Below are 16,321 nucleotides of genomic sequence, written 5' to 3'. Positions count from 1 at the left end.
GTCGGCCCCGAGCGCGCCTCAGATGCGTCGCGGGCCGGGGCCGTCGGCGCTCAGGGCGTCGTCGGGGTTCAGCAGCCGGCAGGCCTTCAGCGAGAGGCATCCGCAGCCGATGCAGCCGGTGAGCTCGCGCTGCAGGTGCTCGAGCTGCGTGCGCCGGGCGTCGAGTTCCGCGCGCCAGATCTTGGCGAGCCGTCGCCAGTCCTGCTGCGACGGTGCGTGGTCGAGCGGGAGCCCGGCGAACAGCTCCTGCACGTCGCCGAGCGGGATGCCGAGCCGCTTCGCCACGACGATCAGGGAGATGCGCCGGAGCATGTGCCGCGGGTAGCGGCGCTGGTTGCCGGCCGTGCGGGTCGAGGCGATGAGCCCGAGCTGCTCGTAGAAGTGCAGCGCCGAGGCGGGCACGCCGGTGCGTCGGGAGACCTCGCCGATCGCGAGCAGGTCGTCGGGTTCCAGGGACATGGCACCTCCTTGACCTCAAGTTTACTCGAGGTATTACCGTGGCCCGCGGCGTCGCATCGGCGCTCGGATGCCGCGGCATCCGCCCCTCGACACGAAGGACGGACCATGACCGAGATCGACCAGGACTCGACCGCCACCGGGACGTGGCGCGAACTGCTCGGCAGCCGGTATGCACCGATCGCCGCCGTCCTCGCGGGCGGGGTGCTGCTCGAGGCGAGCAACGTCTACCTCACCACCAGCCTGCTGCCGACGATCGTCGCCGAGATCGGCGGGGCCGAGTTCTACGCGTGGACGATGACGGTGTTCCTGCTCGCCTCGGTCGTCAGCTCCATGCTCGTGAGCCGCGTGCTCACCCGACGCGGGGCCGTGCAGGCCTACCTGCTCGCGCTGGGCCTGTTCGCGGCCGGCTCGCTCCTCTGCGCCGCGAGCCCGTCGATGCTCGTGCTGCTGCTCGGCCGCGCGGTGCAGGGCCTCGGCGGCGGCCTGCTCGCCGGACTCGGCTACGCGCTCATCCAGCGCGCACTGCCCGAACGGCTCTGGGCCCGGGCCGCCGCGCTCGTCTCGGCCATGTGGGGCGTCGGCAACCTCGTCGGGCCCGTCGTCGGCGGGGGCTTCGCACAGCTCGACGCGTGGCGCTGGGCCTTCGCCCTGCTCGCCATCGTCTCGGCCCTGATCGCCCTCGTCGTGCTGCGCTGGATGCCCCGGACCGCGACCTCGCCGTCGAGCGACGCCCTGCCGTGGGCCTCGCTGCTGCTGCTCGCGGGCGCCGTCGGCGCGGTCGGTGTCGCCAGCATCCTGCCCGCCGGCGTCTGGACCGCGGTCGTGCTGCTCACCGGTGCCGCGCTCGCCGTGGGTTTCGTCGCCCACGAGCGGCGCACCGGCACCGGCATCCTGCCCCGCGTCACCTTCGCGCGGGGCTCCTCGCTGCGCTGGGTCTACCTCACCGTCGCGGTGCTCGCCTTCGGCATCGGCACCGAGGCGTTCATCCCGCTGTTCGGACAGGAGGTCGGCGGCCTCATCCCCTTCACCGCCGGGCTGCTCGGCGCAGCGCTCTCGCTCGGCTGGTCGGTCACCCAGGTGGTCACCGCGAACGCCAGCACGGCGGCCGCACGCCGGGCGCTCATCCTCGTCGGCCCCCTCGTGCTCGCCGCCGGCCTCGCGGCGTACGGCCTGCTGCAGCACGACGAGCCCTCGCTCGCGGTGATCGTGCTCTGGTTCGTGACCCTGTTCGTCGCGGGGGCGGGCATCGGGCTCGGCTTCCCGCACCTCACCGTCGCGGCGCTCGGCAGCACGAGCGGCGAGGAGGAGGGGGCGAAGGCCGCCGCGGCCGTCAACACCGTGCTCCTCATCGCGAGCGCGTTCGCCGCCGCGCTCGCCGGGGTGCTCGTGAACCTGGCCGCGCCCGATCTCGTGCGCGCGGCCCAGCTGCTCATGCTCGTCTTCGCGGGTGTCGGCCTGCTCGGCATGCTGCCGGCCAGCGGGGCAGGGCGGGGCGTCGCTCGCGGCGCGGCGGGGGAGTGAGCACCCGTACCGGCTCGGGGGACCACGACTGGTTCGCTGAGCTTGTCCACGCGCCCGAACCGCCCGAAGCGCCCGAAGCGCCGATGACCGGATCGTACCGAGTCATGGCCGGTTCGGCCCTCGCCGAAGACGCCCGTGCAACGCAGGATGATTCCATGACCGCTCGTTCCGACACCGCCCTGCTCGTCATCGATGTGCAGGAATCGTTCCGCCAGCGCGCCGACGACTGGGCGGCGACGGCCAACCCCCGGGCCGTGCCGAACGTCGTCCGGCTCGTCGAGCGGGCCCGCGAAGCCGGTGACCTGATCGTGTGGGTCACCCACGCGGAGCCCGGCACCGGTCACGTGTTCGACCCGGCGCTGGGCTTCGTGCGGGTGATGGACGAGCTGCAGCCCGGCGCCGACGAGCCGCGGGTGACGAAGACCTCGATCAACGCGTTCACGTCGACGAATCTGCAGCAGCAGCTGACGGTCGCCGGCATCCGCCGACTCGTCGTCTGCGGCATCCGCACCGAGCAGTGCTGCGAGACGACCGCTCGCGTCGCGAGCGACCTCGGCTACGAGGTGCAGTTCGTCATCGACGCCACGACAACCTCCCCGATCCGCGCGGGCGAGGGATACCCGGAGATCTCCGGCGAGCAGCTGATGGCACGCACGGCGTCGATCCTCGGCGGCCGCGGCTTCGCGGAGATCGTGACGACCGAGCAGCTCGCGGGGGTGGCGGTCCCGGCATGACCCGCGTCGTCTTCCTGCTCGCGCCCGGCGTGATCCTGCTGGATCTCGCCGGGCCGGCGCAGGTGTTCGCGACGGCCGCCTCGGCCGGCGCGGACTACCGTCTCGACTACGTGGCCGAGACCGCGAGGATCCCCTCCGGGCACGGGCTGATGCTCGAAGCCGCCGTCGAGCGGCCCGAGCTTGACCCGGCGGACCTCCTCGTCGTCCCCGGCTGGCGGGCCCCGCTCGAGCCCGGCAGCGGCGCGTTCGCCGAGGCGACGCTGCGCTGGATCCGCGAGCACCACGAGCGCGGCGGCACCGTCGTGAGCGTGTGTTCGGGCGCGTTCGCCCTCGGCCGCGCCGGACTGCTCGAGGGTCGGCGCTGCACGACGCACCACGACATCCAGCACGAGCTGCAGCGCCGGAACCCGGACGCCCGGGTCATCCACGACGTCCTTTACGTCGACGACGACCGCGTGCTCAGCTCGGCCGGGATCGCGAGCGGGATCGACCTCGCCCTCTTCCTGCTGGCGCAGCGCCAGGGGCCGGCCCTCGCCGCGCGGGTCGCGCGGGAGATGGTCGTCTACGCGCGCCGCAACGGCGATGCAGCGCAGCTCAGCGCGCTGCTGCGGCACCGCTCGCACGTCGACGAGCTCGTGCACCGCGTGCAGGACCTCATCGACCGGTCCTTCGACCAGCCGCTGCCGCTCGCCGAGCTCGCGGAGGGCGTGCACGCGAGCCCGCGCACCGTGACGCGGGCGTTCACCGCCGCCACCGGCCTCACGCCGCTGCGCTACCAGCAGCTGCTGCGACGGGAACGAGCCGAGCATCTGATGGCGCAGGGCTACACCGCCGACGCGGCCGCGCGGGAGGTCGGCTTCGAGGACGCGCGGATGCTGCGGCGGATGCGGGCCGCAGTGCGTCCCGCGACCATGCCGGTCGTCTCGGCGGGATGACGTCGGGGCTGCCCAGCGACGTTGTGACCAGAAATGCTACATTGGTCACAACGTCGGAAACGGAGCCCGCCGCCATGCCACGACCACTCGTCCCGAATCGCCGCGAACGCATTCTCGACGCCGCGGAGCAGCTCGTGCTCGACCGCGGATTCGATGCGATGAGCGTCGCCTCGGTCGCCGAGCGCGCCGGCATCGCCAAGGGCGCCGTGTACCGCGAGTTCGCGAGCAAGCACGAGCTCCGCGAGGCGCTGCTCGGCCGGGGCGCCGAGCGCATGCGCGCCCGGGTCGAGCAGGAGCTCGGCGCGCAGCCCCTGCTCAGCGAGGGCTACCGCGCGACGATCCGGGCGCTCCTCGGCGACCCGTTGATGACCGCCGCGTACCTCGACGACGAGGCGGTGCTCGGCACCCACGCCGACGCCGTCAGCGACGAGCGCTTCCGGGTGCATTTCGAGGGCACCGCCGAGTGGATCCGCCAGCTCCAGGAGCGCGGTGCGTTTAGTGCGGCGGTCGACGCCGAGCAGCTCGCGCTCGCCCTGTCGTGCGCGACGATCGGCCTGCTCTCGGCGGCGAAACGGCTCGGGCCGTTGAGCCCGGCGCAGCTCGGCGGGGCCATCTCCGTGCTCGCCACGATGGTCGCCGGCTTCGAGCGTGCGGATGCACCCGCGGCCGGCGCGTGACGAAGGGAGCGGCATGCATGCGAGTGTGACGAGCGGGCGGGGCGACCGGACGGTGCTCCTGCTGCACGGCGGCGGCGTGGGCGGGTGGATGTGGCGGCCCGCGATCGACGAGCTCCGCTCCGAGCCCACGCTGATCGTCCCGGACCTGCCCGGCCACGACCGCAGCTCGGCGACGCCCTACGTCTCGCATACCCGGACGGTGCGCGAGCTGGCTGAGCTGATCGAGCGGCGTGCCGAGGGGCCGGTCGCGGTGGTGGGCTTCTCGCTGGGCGCGCAGCTCGCGGCGCTCCTCGCCGCCGAGCGGCCCGAGCTCGTCGACCGCGTCGCCGTGGTGAGCGCGCAGGCCGAGCCGACCTCCGCGGCCGGCCTCATCCTCGGCCTGCTGGGCCTCACCGCACCGCTCGCGCGGCGGCGCTGGTTCGCGACGCTGCAGGCGCGGGAGCTGTTCGTCCCGGCATCCCTGCTCGACGACTACCTGCGCACCTCGGCGGGCATCTCGCGCGCGACGCTCCTCGCGGCCGTCGGCGAGAACCTCCGCTTCACCGTGCCGGTGGGCTGGGCGCGCTTCCCCGGCCGCGCCCTCGTGCTCGCCGGCGCGAAGGAGCGCGCCGTCATGCGCCGTTCCGCCCGCCGCCTGGCCGAGGCCCTGCCGGGCAGCGAGCTGGAGATCGTGGAGAGCTGCGGCCACGGCATCCCGCTGCAACGGCCCGAGTGGTTCGCGAGGCGGCTGGAGCGCTGGCTGGCCGAGGACTAGCGAGCGCTCCGGGAGCCGCAGCCCGCCGTCGTCACAGCCCGCCGTCGATGCGGAGCACCTGGCCGGTGAGGTACTCGGACCCGGGCTCCAGCAGGAAGCGCACGAGCGGGGGCACGTCGGCGGGCGTGCCCAGGCGGCCGAGGGCGTTCCGCACGTTCGCGTTCGCCTCGGGGCGCTCGGCCATGCGGCGGAGCAGGCGGCCGGTCGCGATCGGGCCGGGTGCGATGCAGTTGACCCGGATGCCCTCGGGGCCGAGGTCCTTCGCTAGATAGCGCGAGTAGTGGGCCACGGCCGCTTTCGCCACCCCGTAGTGGGCGTAGCCGCCGTGCTCGGTCGGCTCGATCCCGTTGAGCGAGGACATGGTCACGATCGCTCCGCCGGGCGTCGCACGGAGCAGCCCGAGGTTCGCCTGCACCGTGCGAACCGTGCCCAGAAGGTTGCGCTCCAGCATCTCGCCGAGATCGGCGAGCGAGACCTCCGACGCCCGATTGCCGTCGAGCTCGCCGGAGCCGCCGCCGGCGTTGCAGACGAGGCCGTCGAGCGAGCCCCACCGCGTCCGGAGCTCGGTGGCCACCGCGTCGAGCGCGGCCCCGTCCGTCACGCTCGCCTCGAAGCCGACGGCGTCCGCCCCGAGCTCGCGGAGGACGTCCACCACGGGCGCCGTGAACGGCTCCTCCGGGAACTCGCGGTAGCCGTCGAGGTCGAGGTCCAGCACCGCGACGTCCCAGCCGGCGCCGGCGAGGTGCTCGGCGAACGCGCGGCCGAGACCCCGGGCGCCGCCCGTGACGAGGACGCGCCGTCGTTCCCCGGTCATGCGACCGGGACGGCCGCGCCGAGGCGTTCGGCCGCGAGCGAGCGGATGGTCTCGCCGAGCAGTTCGAGGGCTCGTGCCGCCTCCTCGGCCGTGATCGTCATCGGCGGGGTGACCCGCAGCACGTTCCCGTAGAGGCCGCCGCGGCCGATCAGGAGGCCGAGCTCCCGCGCCCGCTGCACCGCCGCGACCGCGAGGGCCGGCGCGGGCTCGGTCGTGCCCGGTTCGACGAGCTCGACGCCGATCATCAGCCCGGCTCCGCGGACCTCGCCGACGAGTCCCTGCGACTCGGCCGCGATGGCGCGGAGCCCGCGCTGCAGGACCTCGCCCATGCGGTCGGCCTGCTCGATCAGGCCGTGCTCCTCGATGTAGTCGAGGGTCGCGTTGGCCGCCGCCATCACCACCGGGTTGCCGCCCGCCGTCGAGATGCTGTTCGCCGGCAGGCTGTTCATGATCTCGGCCTCGGCGACGACGGCGCCGATCGGCAGCCCGTTCGCGATGCCCTTGGCGAGGGTCAGCAGCTGCGGTACGACGCCGTGCGAATGGATGCCGTACGGACCGCGGCCCGTGCGGCCCCACGCCGTCTGCACCTCGTCGGAGATGAGCGGGATGCCGTACTCGTCGAGCACCGCCTTCGTGCGCTGGAAGAAGCCGGGCGGGGGCTCGGCGAAGCCGCCGGCACCCTGCACGGGCTCGACGAGCATCGCCGCGACCTGGCCGCTCGTGCTGGTCTCGATGATGGTGCGCATCTCCTCGATGCAGGCGTCGACGAAGCGGGCGTCGTCGAGGTCGCGGAACGGGCTGCGGTAGCGGTAGCCGCTGTGCAGGTAGCTCACCTGCAGCGGGCTGAAGCCGGTCGCGGACCAGGCGCGGATGCCGGTCGTCGCGACCGTGCCGAAGCTGCGGCCGTGGTAGCTGCCGCGCAGCGCCAGCACCTGGTTGCTCGATGCGTGCGCCGTCGCGACGAGGAGGGCAGCCTCGACCGCCTCGGTCCCCGAGTTCACGAAGAACACGCGGGGATCGGCCATCCGGCTCGCGGCGGCCAGCCGCTCGGCGAGCCGCACCTGGCCGCTCAGCAGGTACAGCGTCGAGGAGTGCAGGATGTGCGAGGACTGGCGTCGGATCGCCTCGGTGATCTCGGGGATGTCGTGCCCGACCATGGTCGCGAGCAGCCCGCCGAAGCAGTCCAGGTACTCGCGGCCGTCGCTGCCGAGCACGGTGCGGCCACGGCCCGAGACGAGCTCCAGCGGCTCGTCGTAGTACAGGGACATCCAGTCGGGCATCACGGCGCGGTGGCGCTCGAGGAGCGAGGGCGCCTCGGCTACGGGCGGGCTGGGCTGCGCGTTCGTCATGCGCCCACGGTAGGGCCGAGGGCGACGGCGGACGGGGCCGAAGGAGCGATATTTCAGATAATCGAAAAGCTTGTTCGGAATATCGATGAGGTCCGGGAGCGCCCCCATGATGATCCAGACCAGAGAGGGAAGCCAGCAATGACAGCAGCGGAATCGCGCGGTCTCGACGAGGAGATCGCGGCGCACGGCGAGGCCATCGCCGCGCTCCTCGCCGACGCCGTCCGGCGGCCGAGCGTGACCGGTGCCGAGCGCGCCGTCGCGGACTTCTTCGCCGACTGGATGCGCGGGCACGGCTGGGACGTCGAGCTCCAGCCCCTCGCCGGCACCGACTTCGCCGCCGGTGAGGAGCACGTCGCCGAGCGCGCGAACGTGATCGGCTACCCCCTCGGCCGCCCGCAGCCCGGTCAGCGGACGATCGTCTTCAACGGCCACCTCGACGTCGTCCCCGAGGGGGACCACGCCGCCTGGGCGCATCCGCCCTTCGGCGGCGTCCGCGAGGGCGGGCGCGTGCACGGGCGCGGGACGGTCGATATGAAGGGCGGCATCGCCGCCGCGCTGATCGCGCTCGAGGTGCTCCGCGAACGCGCCGAGCCGCTCAGCCATCTCCCCGTCGTCCACCTCGTGATCGGGGAGGAGCGCACCGGCGTCGGCACCCGGCTCGCGCTCTCCCTCGCCGCACCGCCCGCCGCCGCCGTCGTGCTCGAGCCGACGGGCAACGCCCTCGTCACGGCGTGCACGGGGCTCCAGTTCTTCCGCGTCGAGGCGGCGGGCGTCGCCGCGCACTCCTCGGCGCCCTGGCTCGGCGTCGACGCCCTCGCGCGACTGCTCGTGCTGCGGGACGCGCTGATCGCGACCGCCGCCGCCCGCTCCGCCGGCTTCGCCCACCCCCGCTTCGCCGACGTGCCCACCGGCATCCCGTTCAACATCGGCCTCCTCGAGGCCGGCGAATACCAGGCATCCGTGCCGGAGCGCGCCCGCATGACCGGACGGATCGGGCTGAAGCCCGGCGAGGACCCCGAGCTCGCCCGAGCCGAGTTCGCGGCCGCGCTCGCCGCGGCCGTCCGCGACGACCCGCACGAGCTCAGGCAGCCGCACCGGCTCGACTGGCTCGGGGCGCCGTACCCGGGCTGGGAGACCTCCGAATCGAGCGAGCTCGCGCTGGCCTTCGTGCGCGCACTGGAGCTCGTCGACGGCGCCGCCGAGCTGCGCGGCTTCACGGCCGGAAACGACGCCGGCCAGTACGCCGCGCTCGGCGTGCCGACCCTCGTCTTCGGCCCGGGGGACACCTCGCTCGCGCACACCGCGAACGAGTCCGTCGCCGAGACGGAGCTGCTGCGCGCGGCCCGCACGATCGCCCAGGCCCTGCGGGTGCTGCCGTGACCGCCGCGAAGCCGGAGATCCTGACGACGCTCAGCCGGGGCATGGCGGTCTTCGAGCACCTCGTGAACGCCGGGCCCGCCACCGCGAAGCAGCTCGCCGCCGAACGCGGCCTCTCGCTCGGCGTCTGCTACCACGTGCTGCGCACGCTCGAAGCCGACGGCTACGTCGTCCGCGGCGAGGGCGGTCGCTACGCGCTCGGCCCGCACGGGTTCGCCCTCGGGCGGGGCCTGCAACGGCACTCGGAGATCGCCCCGGAGCTCTCGGTCATCCTCACCCGGCTGTTCAACGCGACGGGCGAGACGGCCTTCATCGCGGAGTGGACCGGCGGGGCGGTGCTGCTGCGGCACTTCCTGACGAGCACCCACACGCTCAGCGTCGGCGGGCTCGAGGTCGGCTACACGGGCGACATGCACGCCAGGGCATCCTGCAAGTCGATCCTCGCCCACCTTCCGGTCGAGCAGGTGGAGACGCTGTTCGCCGGGGTGAAGCTGACCCGGCTCACGCCGCGCACCGTGACCGACCTCGACGGCCTGCTCATGGAGCTGGCGCGCGTGCGCAGCCAGGGCTACGCCGTCGACGAGGAGGAGTTCGCCGAGGGCATGCGCTGCGTCTCGGCGCCGTACTTCGCCCCGGACGGCACCCCGGCCGGCTCGTTCACGGTGTCCGCCCCGACGGAACGATTCACCCGTACGCGGCCGCAGCTCGTCGCCGCAGTGGGGGAGGCCGCCAGCCTGGCGAGCTCCCTGCTCGCCTCCGGGCGCCTGCGCGCGCCCGCCGCAGTCCACGAGGCCGCCCGCGCGGCCGGAGACCGGAAGGAGACCGCATGAGCCAGGACACGCTGCTCGCCTCGCTCGAGGTGATGCACCGCATCCGCGAGACCGAGGAGGCGATCAGCCGACTGCGGCTGAGCGAGGACATCGTCGGCTCGGTGCACCTCTGCAACGGCCAGGAGGCGATCTACACCGGGGCCGTCCGCGCCCTCGACCTCGGCCGCGACGCCGTGTTCCCGACCTACCGGGGCCACGGCTGGGCGATCGCGTGCGGCGTGCCGCCGGAGGCCGTGCTCGCCGAGCTGCTCGGCCGGGCCAGCGGCATCAGCGGCGGCCGAGGCGGCTCCGCCTACTTCACGGCTCCCGCGTACGGCATGTACGGCGAGAACTCCATCGTCGGCGCGGGCGCGCCGATCGCGTGCGGGGCGGCGCTCGCCGGCCGCTTCGACGGGAGCGGCCGAGTGGCCGTGGCCTCCTTCGGCGAGGGCGCGATGAACCAGGGCGCCGTGCACGAGGCCATGAACTTCGCCGCGGCGATGACGCTGCCGGTGATCTTCCTCGTCGAGAACAACACGTACTCCGAGCTCACCCCGACGCGGGACGTGGTGCGGAACGACCAGTTCTTCCGCCGCGCCTCCGCATACGGCATGGCCGGCGTGCGCTTCGACGGCAACGACCCGGACGCGGTGCGCGACGCCGTCGCCGACGCCGTCGAGCGGTGCAGGAACGGCGCCGGCCCGGTGCTGCTCGAGGCCATGACCCAGCGCATCGTGGGCCACTACATCGGCGACATCCAGCACTACCGGCCGGCGGGCGAGCTCGACGCCGCCATCGCGGCCGAGCCCATCGCGAGAGCCGAGCGGATGGCCCGGGCGGCCGGCGTCGGCGACGCGGAGCTCGCGGCGCTGCGCCAGCGCGTGGTCGACGAGATCGATCACGCCGTCCGGGCCGCGCTCGCCGCCCCGCTCGCAGACCCCGCCACCGTCGAGGAGCACGTCCATGCCTGAGATCATCGAGAAGACCCTGTCCTACGCGGAGAGCGTGAACGCGGCACTCGCGCGGGCGCTCGAGGAGCGCCCCGAAACCCTGCTGTTCGGCGAGGACGTGGCGATCCCCGGCGGCGTCTTCGGCGTCACGAAGGGCCTGCGCCGGAAGTTCGGCGAGCGGGTGTTCGACACCCCGATCTCCGAGTCGGCGATCCTCGGCGGCGCGGTCGGCTCCGCGATGTTCGGCCGGCGGCCGATCGTCGAGATCATGTGGGCCGACTTCGCCCTCGTCGCGTTCGACCAGATCGTGAACCAGGCGGCCAACGTGCGATACGTCTCGCGGGGCGCGCTCGCCGCTCCGCTCACGGTGCGCACCCAGCAGGGAAACGCCCCGGGCGCCTGCGCCCAGCATTCGCAGTCCCTGGAGGCGCTGTTCGCCCACATCCCCGGGATCCGCGTCTGCATGCCGACCACGAACCAGGACGCCTACGACCTGCTGCTCAGCGCCATCTGGAGCGACGACCCGACGATCGTGATCGAGAACCGCACGCTCTACCACGGCGCCAAGCAGCCGGTGCGGATCGGCGGCCCGGTGCAGGCGGTCGGCGGGGTCGGCCTGCGCCGCTCGGGCTCGGACCTCACCATCGTCACCTGGGGCGCGATGCAGCACCGGGTGCTCGCCGCGGCCGAGCGCGCCGCGGCCGAGGGCATCGACGCCGAGGTGATCGACGCCCGGTGGATCCGCCCGCTTGATCTCGACAGCATCCTCGCGAGCGTGCAGCGGACGGGCCGGCTGCTCGTGGTGCACGAGGCGCACACGACCGGCGGGGTGGGCGCCGAAGTGGTCTCCCGCGTCGTCGAGAGCGGCGTCCAGCTCAGCTCGCCGCCGGTGCGGATCGGCGCGCTGGAGACGCGGATCCCCGCGGCGGTGCAGCTGGCCGCCCGGGTGCTGCCGGGCGAGGAGGACATCCTCGGGGCCATCCGCCGGGTCGCGCACGACGTGCCGGCCGGCCGCGTCGAAGCCATGCCGGTGGGTACGCGATGAGCGCCGCCGCGCCGGTCGCCATGCCGGTCTTCGCCCCGCTGTTCACGCCCGGCACCGAGCGCGTCGAGGTGCGTTGGCTGACCGTGGAGGCGCCGATCGACGCCGCCGTCGCGGCCCGGTGCCTGCCCGCCGGTCTGGGTGTGCCGGAGTCGCCGACCGTGGCGCTCTGGATCGCCCAGTTCATCGGCGCGGAGTTCGCCTCGGCCGACGGCGTGGAGCGTCGCCCGGACTACCTGCAGGGCGGCGTCTCGCTGCGCTGCGCCGGTTACGGCGGCGGCCCCGACGGCGCCTACGCGATCGAGACGTTCGTAGAGGGCCTGAACCACGGCATCCTCGGCCGCGAGCTGTTCGGGCTGCCGAAGAAGCAGGCCCGAGCCGTTCGCCTCGACGAGCATGGCGACGGCGTCGCCTTCGCGATCGTCTCCGCCCTCGGCGAGGAGCTCGTCGCAGGGGAGGCGGCGCTCGGCCTCGACTTCCAGCACGTCCCCGCCCCGGACTGGTTCGCCCGGCACTGCACGGTCAAGGCGATCCCCAGCGCGGAGGGCACGGGCTACGACCTCTGCAAGCTCGTCGAGATCCCGTGGAGCCTCACCGCCCTCGGCCCCGCCCGCACGGGCACCGCGACCTTCGCCTGGGGCGCGAGCGAGGCCGACCCCCTGCACGTCTTCGCCGCGACCGGACCGGCGACGGCCGCCTACGGCCGCGCCGTGCTCGACATCGGCTACGGCCGGTACCTCGCCGAGGTGGACCCGCCCGTGCCGCTCGGCCGCCCGAGCTGGACCCCGGTGCCGCCGCCCGTGCAGCACCTGCCGTAACCCCACCGCAGCACCACCCGGCATCCGCCGCCCCGATCCTCCCGCGTCACCCGATCCATCCCCCGCGTCACCGAACAGCAAAGGAGCTCACGATGACTGTCACGCACCCCCGCACCACCCGCGAGAAGGGCCTGCAGCCGTCGCAGATGCGCGCGATCGTCGCCGCCTGCATCGGCAATTTCCTCGAGTGGTACGAATTCGTCCTGTACGGCTACTTCGCCGCCGTCTTCGCGGCGCTCTTCTTCCCCCAGGAGGATCCGGCCGTCGCGCTGCTGACGACCTTCCTCGTCTTCGGCATCAGCTTCATCATCCGCCCGCTCGGCGGCGTGCTGTTCGGCCTCGTCGGCGACCGGCTGGGCCGGAAGGCCGCGCTGTCGGCGATCATCCTGATGATCTCGATCGCGACCGCGCTCATGGGCCTCGTGCCGCCGTACGCGAGCATCGGCGTCCTCGCCCCGATCCTGATCTTCCTGCTGCGTCTGGTGCAGGGGCTCTCGGCCGGCGGCGAGTGGATGGGCGCGGTGACGTACATCATCGAGACCGCCCCCGCGGGCAAGCGCGCCTGGTACGGCAGCTTCCAGACCATCACGATCGTGCTCGGCATGTTCGTCGCGGCGCTCACCTCGCTCTTCATCACCACCTCGATGAGCCCGGAGGCCGTGCTCGAGTGGGGCTGGCGCATCCCGTTCCTCGTCGCGCTCCCGCTCGGCCTGATCGGGCTGTACATGCGCCTCCGGCTCGCCGACCCCGCGGAGTTCACCGAGGCGAAGGCCGAGGTCGAGGCCTCCGACGGCCGCCGGGCGGGGCGCTCGCCGCTGACCCGCGTGCTGCGCGAGAACTGGCGCTCGGTGCTTCTCGTCGCGGGGCTCGTCGCCTCGCCCACCATGTGCACCTATGTGCTGCTCGTCTGGGGGCCGACGTTCTTCGCGGGCCAGCTCGGCTTCGCCGACACCGAGGCGCGCAACATCGGCCTGGTCTCGATGCTCGTGCTCGTCGTGCTGGTGCTCGCCTTCGCTAAGGCGTGCGACCGCTTCGGCCGGCGTCCGTTCATCCGCTGGGGCGCAGCCCTCGTCATCGTCACCACGCCGATCGGCTTCCTGCTGCTGCACACCCAGCAGCTCGGCCTCGCGATCCTCGGCATCGGACTCATCCTCGTCGGCGACGCGATGATGCTCGCGGCCCAGCCGGCCCTCTTCGCCGAGCTCTTCCCGACCGCGCAGCGGTACAGCGGCCTCGCGGTCGGCTACAACCTCGGCGTGGTGCTCTTCGGTGGCCTCGGCCCGCTCGTCGCGCAGGCCCTGGTCACGGCGACCGGCTCGAGCTGGTCGCCCTCCTGGTACCTCGTGGGCGGTGCGGTCATCAGCCTGATCGCCGCCCTGTTCACTCCGGAGACCAAGCACGCCGAGCTGCGCACCGGCGCGATCCCCGCGGCGGGCGCATGACGGGCGCGGATGCCGGCATGCTCGCCCTCGTGCACGGCGGGGCGCCGGGGCTCGACGGACTGCGCGTCGCCCGGATGCCGGCGCCGGAGCCGGCGGCAGGGGAGGTGCTGCTCGCCGTCGAGTACGCGGGCCTGAACCGGCACGAACTGTTCACCGCGGAGCGGCGCGACGGCTCGGAGCCGGACCGGATCCTCGGCGCAGACGCGGTCGGCCGGGTGGTGGGCCTCGGGGCCGCCGCCCGGCCGGGCCGCGCAGGCGACGGGCCCGCGCTCGGCGACCGGGTGCTGCTCGATCCCACCCTGAACTGGCCGGAGCGCGCCCGGGTGCCGGAGCACCCGGATCTGCTCGGCGGCCGCGCTCCCGGCACCTTCGCGGAGTTCGTCGCCGTGCCCGCGGGGAACGCCCATCCCGTTCCGGCGCACCTCTCGGGACCCGAGTCCGGCGCGCTGGGGCTCGCCGCCGTCACGGCGTACCGGGCGCTCTTCACCGTCGGCGAGCTGGCCGCGGGCGAGCACGTGCTCATCCCCGGCATCGGCAGCGGGGTCGGCCTCCTCGCGCTGGACCTCGCGCTCGCCGTGGGCGCGCGGGTCACCGTGACCAGCCGCTCGGCCGAGAAGCGCGCCTTCGCGCTCGGACGGGGTGCCGCCGCCGCGGTGCCGAGCGAGGAACTCGGCAGCGCCCGCCTGCCACCGGTCGACCTCGTCGTCGACACGGTCGGCGCCGCGAGCGTGCCGGCGGCGCTCGGCACGCTGCGCCCCGGCGGCCGGATCGTGACCCTCGGGGCGACGACAGGCGCGGAGATCCGGTTGTCGTTGCGCGAGCTGTTCTTCCGGCAGCTGAGCCTGCGGGGCACCTCCGTGGGCAGTGCGGAGGAGTTCCGTGACGCGCTCGCCTTCGTACGCGAGCATGGGATCCGGCCCGTCGTCGACGCGGTGCATCCGCTCGAGGAGGCCCCGGCCGCCATGCGCGCGAGCGCCGACGGACGGACCCTGGGCAAGACCGTGTTCCGGATGCCCGGAACGCTCGATGAAGGAGGAGAACGGCCATGATCGTCACTGGAGGCAACCCCGACACGCTCGCCGCACCGATCGGGCAGTTCCGGCACTACACGGTCGTGCCGGACGACCACCGCCTCGTGTACCTCTCGGGGCAGGTGGGGCAGGACCGCGACGGCGTGCTCGCTCCCGGCGGCTGCGCCGCGCAGACGGCGCAGGTCTTCCGCAATCTCGAGCTCCTGCTCGACGAGCTCGGCGCGACCCCCGCCCACATCGTGAAGCTCTTCACGATCGTCGCGGGCGAGGGCAGCTTCCGGGAGTTCGCGGGCGTGCGCACCGAGGTCTTCGGGCGCTGGTACCCGGACGGCGCGTACCCCGCGCACTCCGCGTTCGTGGCGGCCGAGCTCGCCGCCCCCGAGCTCCTCGTCGAGATCGAGGCCGTGGTCGCGGTCCCGCGATGACGCCGGAGGAGTTCCGCGCGAGCTTCCCCGCGCTGGAGCGCTGGGCGTGGCTCGACACCCCCGGCTCGGCCCCGGCGGCGGCGGCGGTCGCCGCCGCGCTCCGGCGCGCCGTCGACGGGCAGCTGGCCGGGGACTTCGACTGGAGCGACTGGGACGCGGCCGCCGATCGCGCCAGGGCGCGATTCGCGGACTGGTGCGGCGTGCCCCGCGACTCGGTCGCGACGCTCGGCTCGCTCGCCGAGGCCGCCGCGACGGTCGCCCGGTTCCGGCCCGCGGGCGTCGCGCTGCTCGCCGCCGACGAGTTCCAGAGCCTGCTGCTGCCCTTCGTCGCCGAGGCGGGACGGGACCCCCGTCGCCCGGTCGAGCTGGTGCCGGTCGAAGTGGGCGAGAGCCGGAGCGACGCGCTGCTCGAGCGGATCCGGCCGGGCGTCTCGCTCGTCGCGGTGTCCGAGACGACCACGCTCGACGGGGAACGGATCGACCTTGCGGCGCTGCGGGAGCGCGCCAGCGAGGTCGGTGCCGAGCTGTTCGTGAACGCCACGCAGAGCCTCGGCGTGCTCCGTTCGCCGATTGAGGAGGCGGCGCCCGATTACCTCGCGGTGCACGGCTACAAGTGGATGCTCGCGCCGCGCGGTGCGGCCTGGCTCGTGGCGGCTCCCGGAGCGGCGGCGCACTTGGAAGCCATCGCGCCGGGCTGGAAGACGGCCGAGGGCGCTGATGGCTTGTTCGGCGGGCGGCCGCAGCTCGGCGGCGGGCTCGCGCGGTGCGACACCTCGCAGGCCTGGCTCTCCTGGATCGGGGCGGAGGCGGCGCTGGGCCTCCTCGCCCGGCTCGATCCGCTCGCGATCGAGGAGCGCGCGCTCGGACTCGCCGAGCTCTTCGAGCGCGAAGCCCTCGAGCTCGGCGCCGTCCCCGTCCGGACCGGGGCGGGCTCGCACATCCGAGTGGTGCGCGTGGCGCGCCCCGAGCGGCTCGCCGCCCGCCTCGCCGAGGCGGACGTGCGCGCACGCGTGCTGGGCGATCGACTGCGCATCGGCGTGCACGGCTTCAACGACGTCCGCGACATCGAACGGGTGCTGGCCGCGATCCGGGCCGCCTGACGGCGCGGCTGCCTCGAAACGGGGAGTCCTCCCCATACCGCTTCGGCGCCCGTCGTGATTGCATCTGAGGACAAGGGACACCGA

At 73.8% G+C, this 16,321-nt stretch carries 17 protein-coding genes; 14 read left to right on the top strand and 3 right to left on the bottom strand.

Annotation, left to right across the window (positions count from 1 at the left end):
• Positions 1-18: 18 nt before the first annotated feature.
• Positions 19-459 carry a redox-sensitive transcriptional activator SoxR gene (soxR, locus tag ACFWE1_RS17145; protein ID WP_243569573.1) on the bottom strand — a complete coding sequence of 147 codons (441 nt, stop codon included), beginning with the start codon at positions 457-459 and terminating at the stop codon, positions 19-21.
• Between the two features lie 105 nt (positions 460-564).
• Here soxR and ACFWE1_RS17140 point away from each other — a divergent pair, with 105 nt between their 5' ends.
• The 5 genes from ACFWE1_RS17140 to ACFWE1_RS17120 all read left to right on the top strand — a co-directional run bounded on the left by ACFWE1_RS17140 (position 565) and on the right by ACFWE1_RS17120 (position 5,080).
• Positions 565-1,980, top strand: a complete 1,416-nt coding sequence (locus tag ACFWE1_RS17140; protein ID WP_376934685.1) for an MFS transporter — start codon at positions 565-567, stop codon at positions 1,978-1,980.
• Positions 1,981-2,135: 155 nt separating this feature from the next.
• Positions 2,136-2,714, top strand: coding sequence for a cysteine hydrolase family protein (locus ACFWE1_RS17135; protein WP_376934683.1), 579 nt, complete (start codon positions 2,136-2,138; stop codon positions 2,712-2,714).
• Positions 2,711-3,649 (top strand): GlxA family transcriptional regulator, encoded by a 939-nt coding sequence (locus ACFWE1_RS17130; RefSeq protein ID WP_376934681.1) that lies wholly within the window; start codon positions 2,711-2,713, stop codon positions 3,647-3,649. The genes ACFWE1_RS17135 and ACFWE1_RS17130 overlap by 4 nt, the downstream gene beginning before the upstream one ends.
• A gap of 74 nt (positions 3,650-3,723) precedes the next feature.
• Positions 3,724-4,326 (top strand): TetR/AcrR family transcriptional regulator, encoded by a 603-nt coding sequence (locus ACFWE1_RS17125; protein ID WP_376934679.1) that lies wholly within the window; start codon positions 3,724-3,726, stop codon positions 4,324-4,326.
• A gap of 13 nt (positions 4,327-4,339) precedes the next feature.
• On the top strand, positions 4,340-5,080 hold the full coding sequence (locus ACFWE1_RS17120) for an alpha/beta fold hydrolase (RefSeq protein ID WP_376934677.1): 741 nt from the start codon (positions 4,340-4,342) through the stop codon (positions 5,078-5,080).
• A 31-nt stretch (positions 5,081-5,111) separates the two neighbouring features.
• On the opposite strand, the gene ACFWE1_RS17115 is transcribed toward ACFWE1_RS17120, so the two are convergent.
• Positions 5,112-5,894 (bottom strand): SDR family NAD(P)-dependent oxidoreductase, encoded by a 783-nt coding sequence (locus tag ACFWE1_RS17115; RefSeq protein WP_376934675.1) that lies wholly within the window; start codon positions 5,892-5,894, stop codon positions 5,112-5,114.
• Positions 5,891-7,243, bottom strand: coding sequence for an aspartate aminotransferase family protein (locus tag ACFWE1_RS17110; RefSeq protein ID WP_376934673.1), 1,353 nt, complete (start codon positions 7,241-7,243; stop codon positions 5,891-5,893). Before ACFWE1_RS17110 ends, ACFWE1_RS17115 begins: the two co-directional genes overlap by 4 nt.
• Before the next feature lie 138 nt (positions 7,244-7,381).
• Between ACFWE1_RS17110 and ACFWE1_RS17105 the strand changes: the two genes are divergently transcribed.
• From ACFWE1_RS17105 to ACFWE1_RS17065, 9 genes are all read left to right on the top strand, one after another.
• Positions 7,382-8,623, top strand: coding sequence for a M20 family metallopeptidase (locus ACFWE1_RS17105; protein ID WP_376934671.1), 1,242 nt, complete (start codon positions 7,382-7,384; stop codon positions 8,621-8,623).
• On the top strand, positions 8,620-9,450 hold the full coding sequence (locus ACFWE1_RS17100) for an IclR family transcriptional regulator (RefSeq protein WP_376934669.1): 831 nt from the start codon (positions 8,620-8,622) through the stop codon (positions 9,448-9,450). The genes ACFWE1_RS17105 and ACFWE1_RS17100 overlap by 4 nt, the downstream gene beginning before the upstream one ends.
• The gene (locus ACFWE1_RS17095) at positions 9,447-10,400 is read left to right on the top strand and encodes a thiamine pyrophosphate-dependent dehydrogenase E1 component subunit alpha (protein WP_376934667.1); all 954 of its coding nucleotides are present in this window, start codon (positions 9,447-9,449) and stop codon (positions 10,398-10,400) included. The genes ACFWE1_RS17100 and ACFWE1_RS17095 overlap by 4 nt, the downstream gene beginning before the upstream one ends.
• Entirely contained in the window at positions 10,393-11,424 is a 1,032-nt protein-coding gene (locus ACFWE1_RS17090) for an alpha-ketoacid dehydrogenase subunit beta (RefSeq protein ID WP_376934665.1), read from the top strand. The genes ACFWE1_RS17095 and ACFWE1_RS17090 overlap by 8 nt, the downstream gene beginning before the upstream one ends.
• A complete protein-coding gene (locus ACFWE1_RS17085; protein ID WP_376934664.1) occupies positions 11,421-12,239 on the top strand; it encodes an acetoacetate decarboxylase family protein in 819 nt (272 codons plus the stop codon). The genes ACFWE1_RS17090 and ACFWE1_RS17085 overlap by 4 nt, the downstream gene beginning before the upstream one ends.
• A gap of 92 nt (positions 12,240-12,331) precedes the next feature.
• A complete protein-coding gene (locus ACFWE1_RS17080) occupies positions 12,332-13,681 on the top strand; it encodes an MFS transporter (RefSeq protein WP_376934663.1) in 1,350 nt (449 codons plus the stop codon).
• On the top strand, positions 13,678-14,730 hold the full coding sequence (locus ACFWE1_RS17075; RefSeq protein ID WP_376934662.1) for a zinc-binding alcohol dehydrogenase family protein: 1,053 nt from the start codon (positions 13,678-13,680) through the stop codon (positions 14,728-14,730). Before ACFWE1_RS17080 ends, ACFWE1_RS17075 begins: the two co-directional genes overlap by 4 nt.
• Positions 14,727-15,137 (top strand): RidA family protein, encoded by a 411-nt coding sequence (locus ACFWE1_RS17070; protein ID WP_376934661.1) that lies wholly within the window; start codon positions 14,727-14,729, stop codon positions 15,135-15,137. Before ACFWE1_RS17075 ends, ACFWE1_RS17070 begins: the two co-directional genes overlap by 4 nt.
• Positions 15,134-16,237, top strand: a complete 1,104-nt coding sequence (locus ACFWE1_RS17065; RefSeq protein ID WP_376934660.1) for an aminotransferase class V-fold PLP-dependent enzyme — start codon at positions 15,134-15,136, stop codon at positions 16,235-16,237. Before ACFWE1_RS17070 ends, ACFWE1_RS17065 begins: the two co-directional genes overlap by 4 nt.
• Positions 16,238-16,321: the final 84 nt, after the last annotated feature.

It is taken from the genome of Agromyces sp. NPDC060279, assembly GCF_042726785.1.
GTDB lineage: Bacteria > Actinomycetota > Actinomycetes > Actinomycetales > Microbacteriaceae > Agromyces.
This window is presented reverse-complemented; position numbering and strand designations above follow the sequence as displayed.

What these genes read in the sequence shown, in the direction of transcription:
- ACFWE1_RS17065 (WP_376934660.1), top strand. Translation starts at nt 15,134, where the DNA reads ATGACGCCGGAGGAGTTCCGCGCGAGCTTCCCCGCGCTGGAGCGCTGG.
- ACFWE1_RS17075 (WP_376934662.1), top strand. Translation starts at nt 13,678, where the DNA reads ATGACGGGCGCGGATGCCGGCATGCTCGCCCTCGTGCACGGCGGGGCG.
- ACFWE1_RS17110 (WP_376934673.1), bottom strand. Translation starts at nt 7,243, where the DNA reads ATGACGAACGCGCAGCCCAGCCCGCCCGTAGCCGAGGCGCCCTCGCTC.
- ACFWE1_RS17140 (WP_376934685.1), top strand. Translation starts at nt 565, where the DNA reads ATGACCGAGATCGACCAGGACTCGACCGCCACCGGGACGTGGCGCGAA.
- ACFWE1_RS17125 (WP_376934679.1), top strand. Translation starts at nt 3,724, where the DNA reads ATGCCACGACCACTCGTCCCGAATCGCCGCGAACGCATTCTCGACGCC.
- ACFWE1_RS17130 (WP_376934681.1), top strand. Translation starts at nt 2,711, where the DNA reads ATGACCCGCGTCGTCTTCCTGCTCGCGCCCGGCGTGATCCTGCTGGAT.
- ACFWE1_RS17090 (WP_376934665.1), top strand. Translation starts at nt 10,393, where the DNA reads ATGCCTGAGATCATCGAGAAGACCCTGTCCTACGCGGAGAGCGTGAAC.
- ACFWE1_RS17070 (WP_376934661.1), top strand. Translation starts at nt 14,727, where the DNA reads ATGATCGTCACTGGAGGCAACCCCGACACGCTCGCCGCACCGATCGGG.
- ACFWE1_RS17105 (WP_376934671.1), top strand. Translation starts at nt 7,382, where the DNA reads ATGACAGCAGCGGAATCGCGCGGTCTCGACGAGGAGATCGCGGCGCAC.
- ACFWE1_RS17120 (WP_376934677.1), top strand. Translation starts at nt 4,340, where the DNA reads ATGCATGCGAGTGTGACGAGCGGGCGGGGCGACCGGACGGTGCTCCTG.
- ACFWE1_RS17095 (WP_376934667.1), top strand. Translation starts at nt 9,447, where the DNA reads ATGAGCCAGGACACGCTGCTCGCCTCGCTCGAGGTGATGCACCGCATC.
- soxR (WP_243569573.1), bottom strand. Translation starts at nt 459, where the DNA reads ATGTCCCTGGAACCCGACGACCTGCTCGCGATCGGCGAGGTCTCCCGA.
- ACFWE1_RS17115 (WP_376934675.1), bottom strand. Translation starts at nt 5,894, where the DNA reads ATGACCGGGGAACGACGGCGCGTCCTCGTCACGGGCGGCGCCCGGGGT.
- ACFWE1_RS17085 (WP_376934664.1), top strand. Translation starts at nt 11,421, where the DNA reads ATGAGCGCCGCCGCGCCGGTCGCCATGCCGGTCTTCGCCCCGCTGTTC.
- ACFWE1_RS17135 (WP_376934683.1), top strand. Translation starts at nt 2,136, where the DNA reads ATGACCGCTCGTTCCGACACCGCCCTGCTCGTCATCGATGTGCAGGAA.
- ACFWE1_RS17080 (WP_376934663.1), top strand. Translation starts at nt 12,332, where the DNA reads ATGACTGTCACGCACCCCCGCACCACCCGCGAGAAGGGCCTGCAGCCG.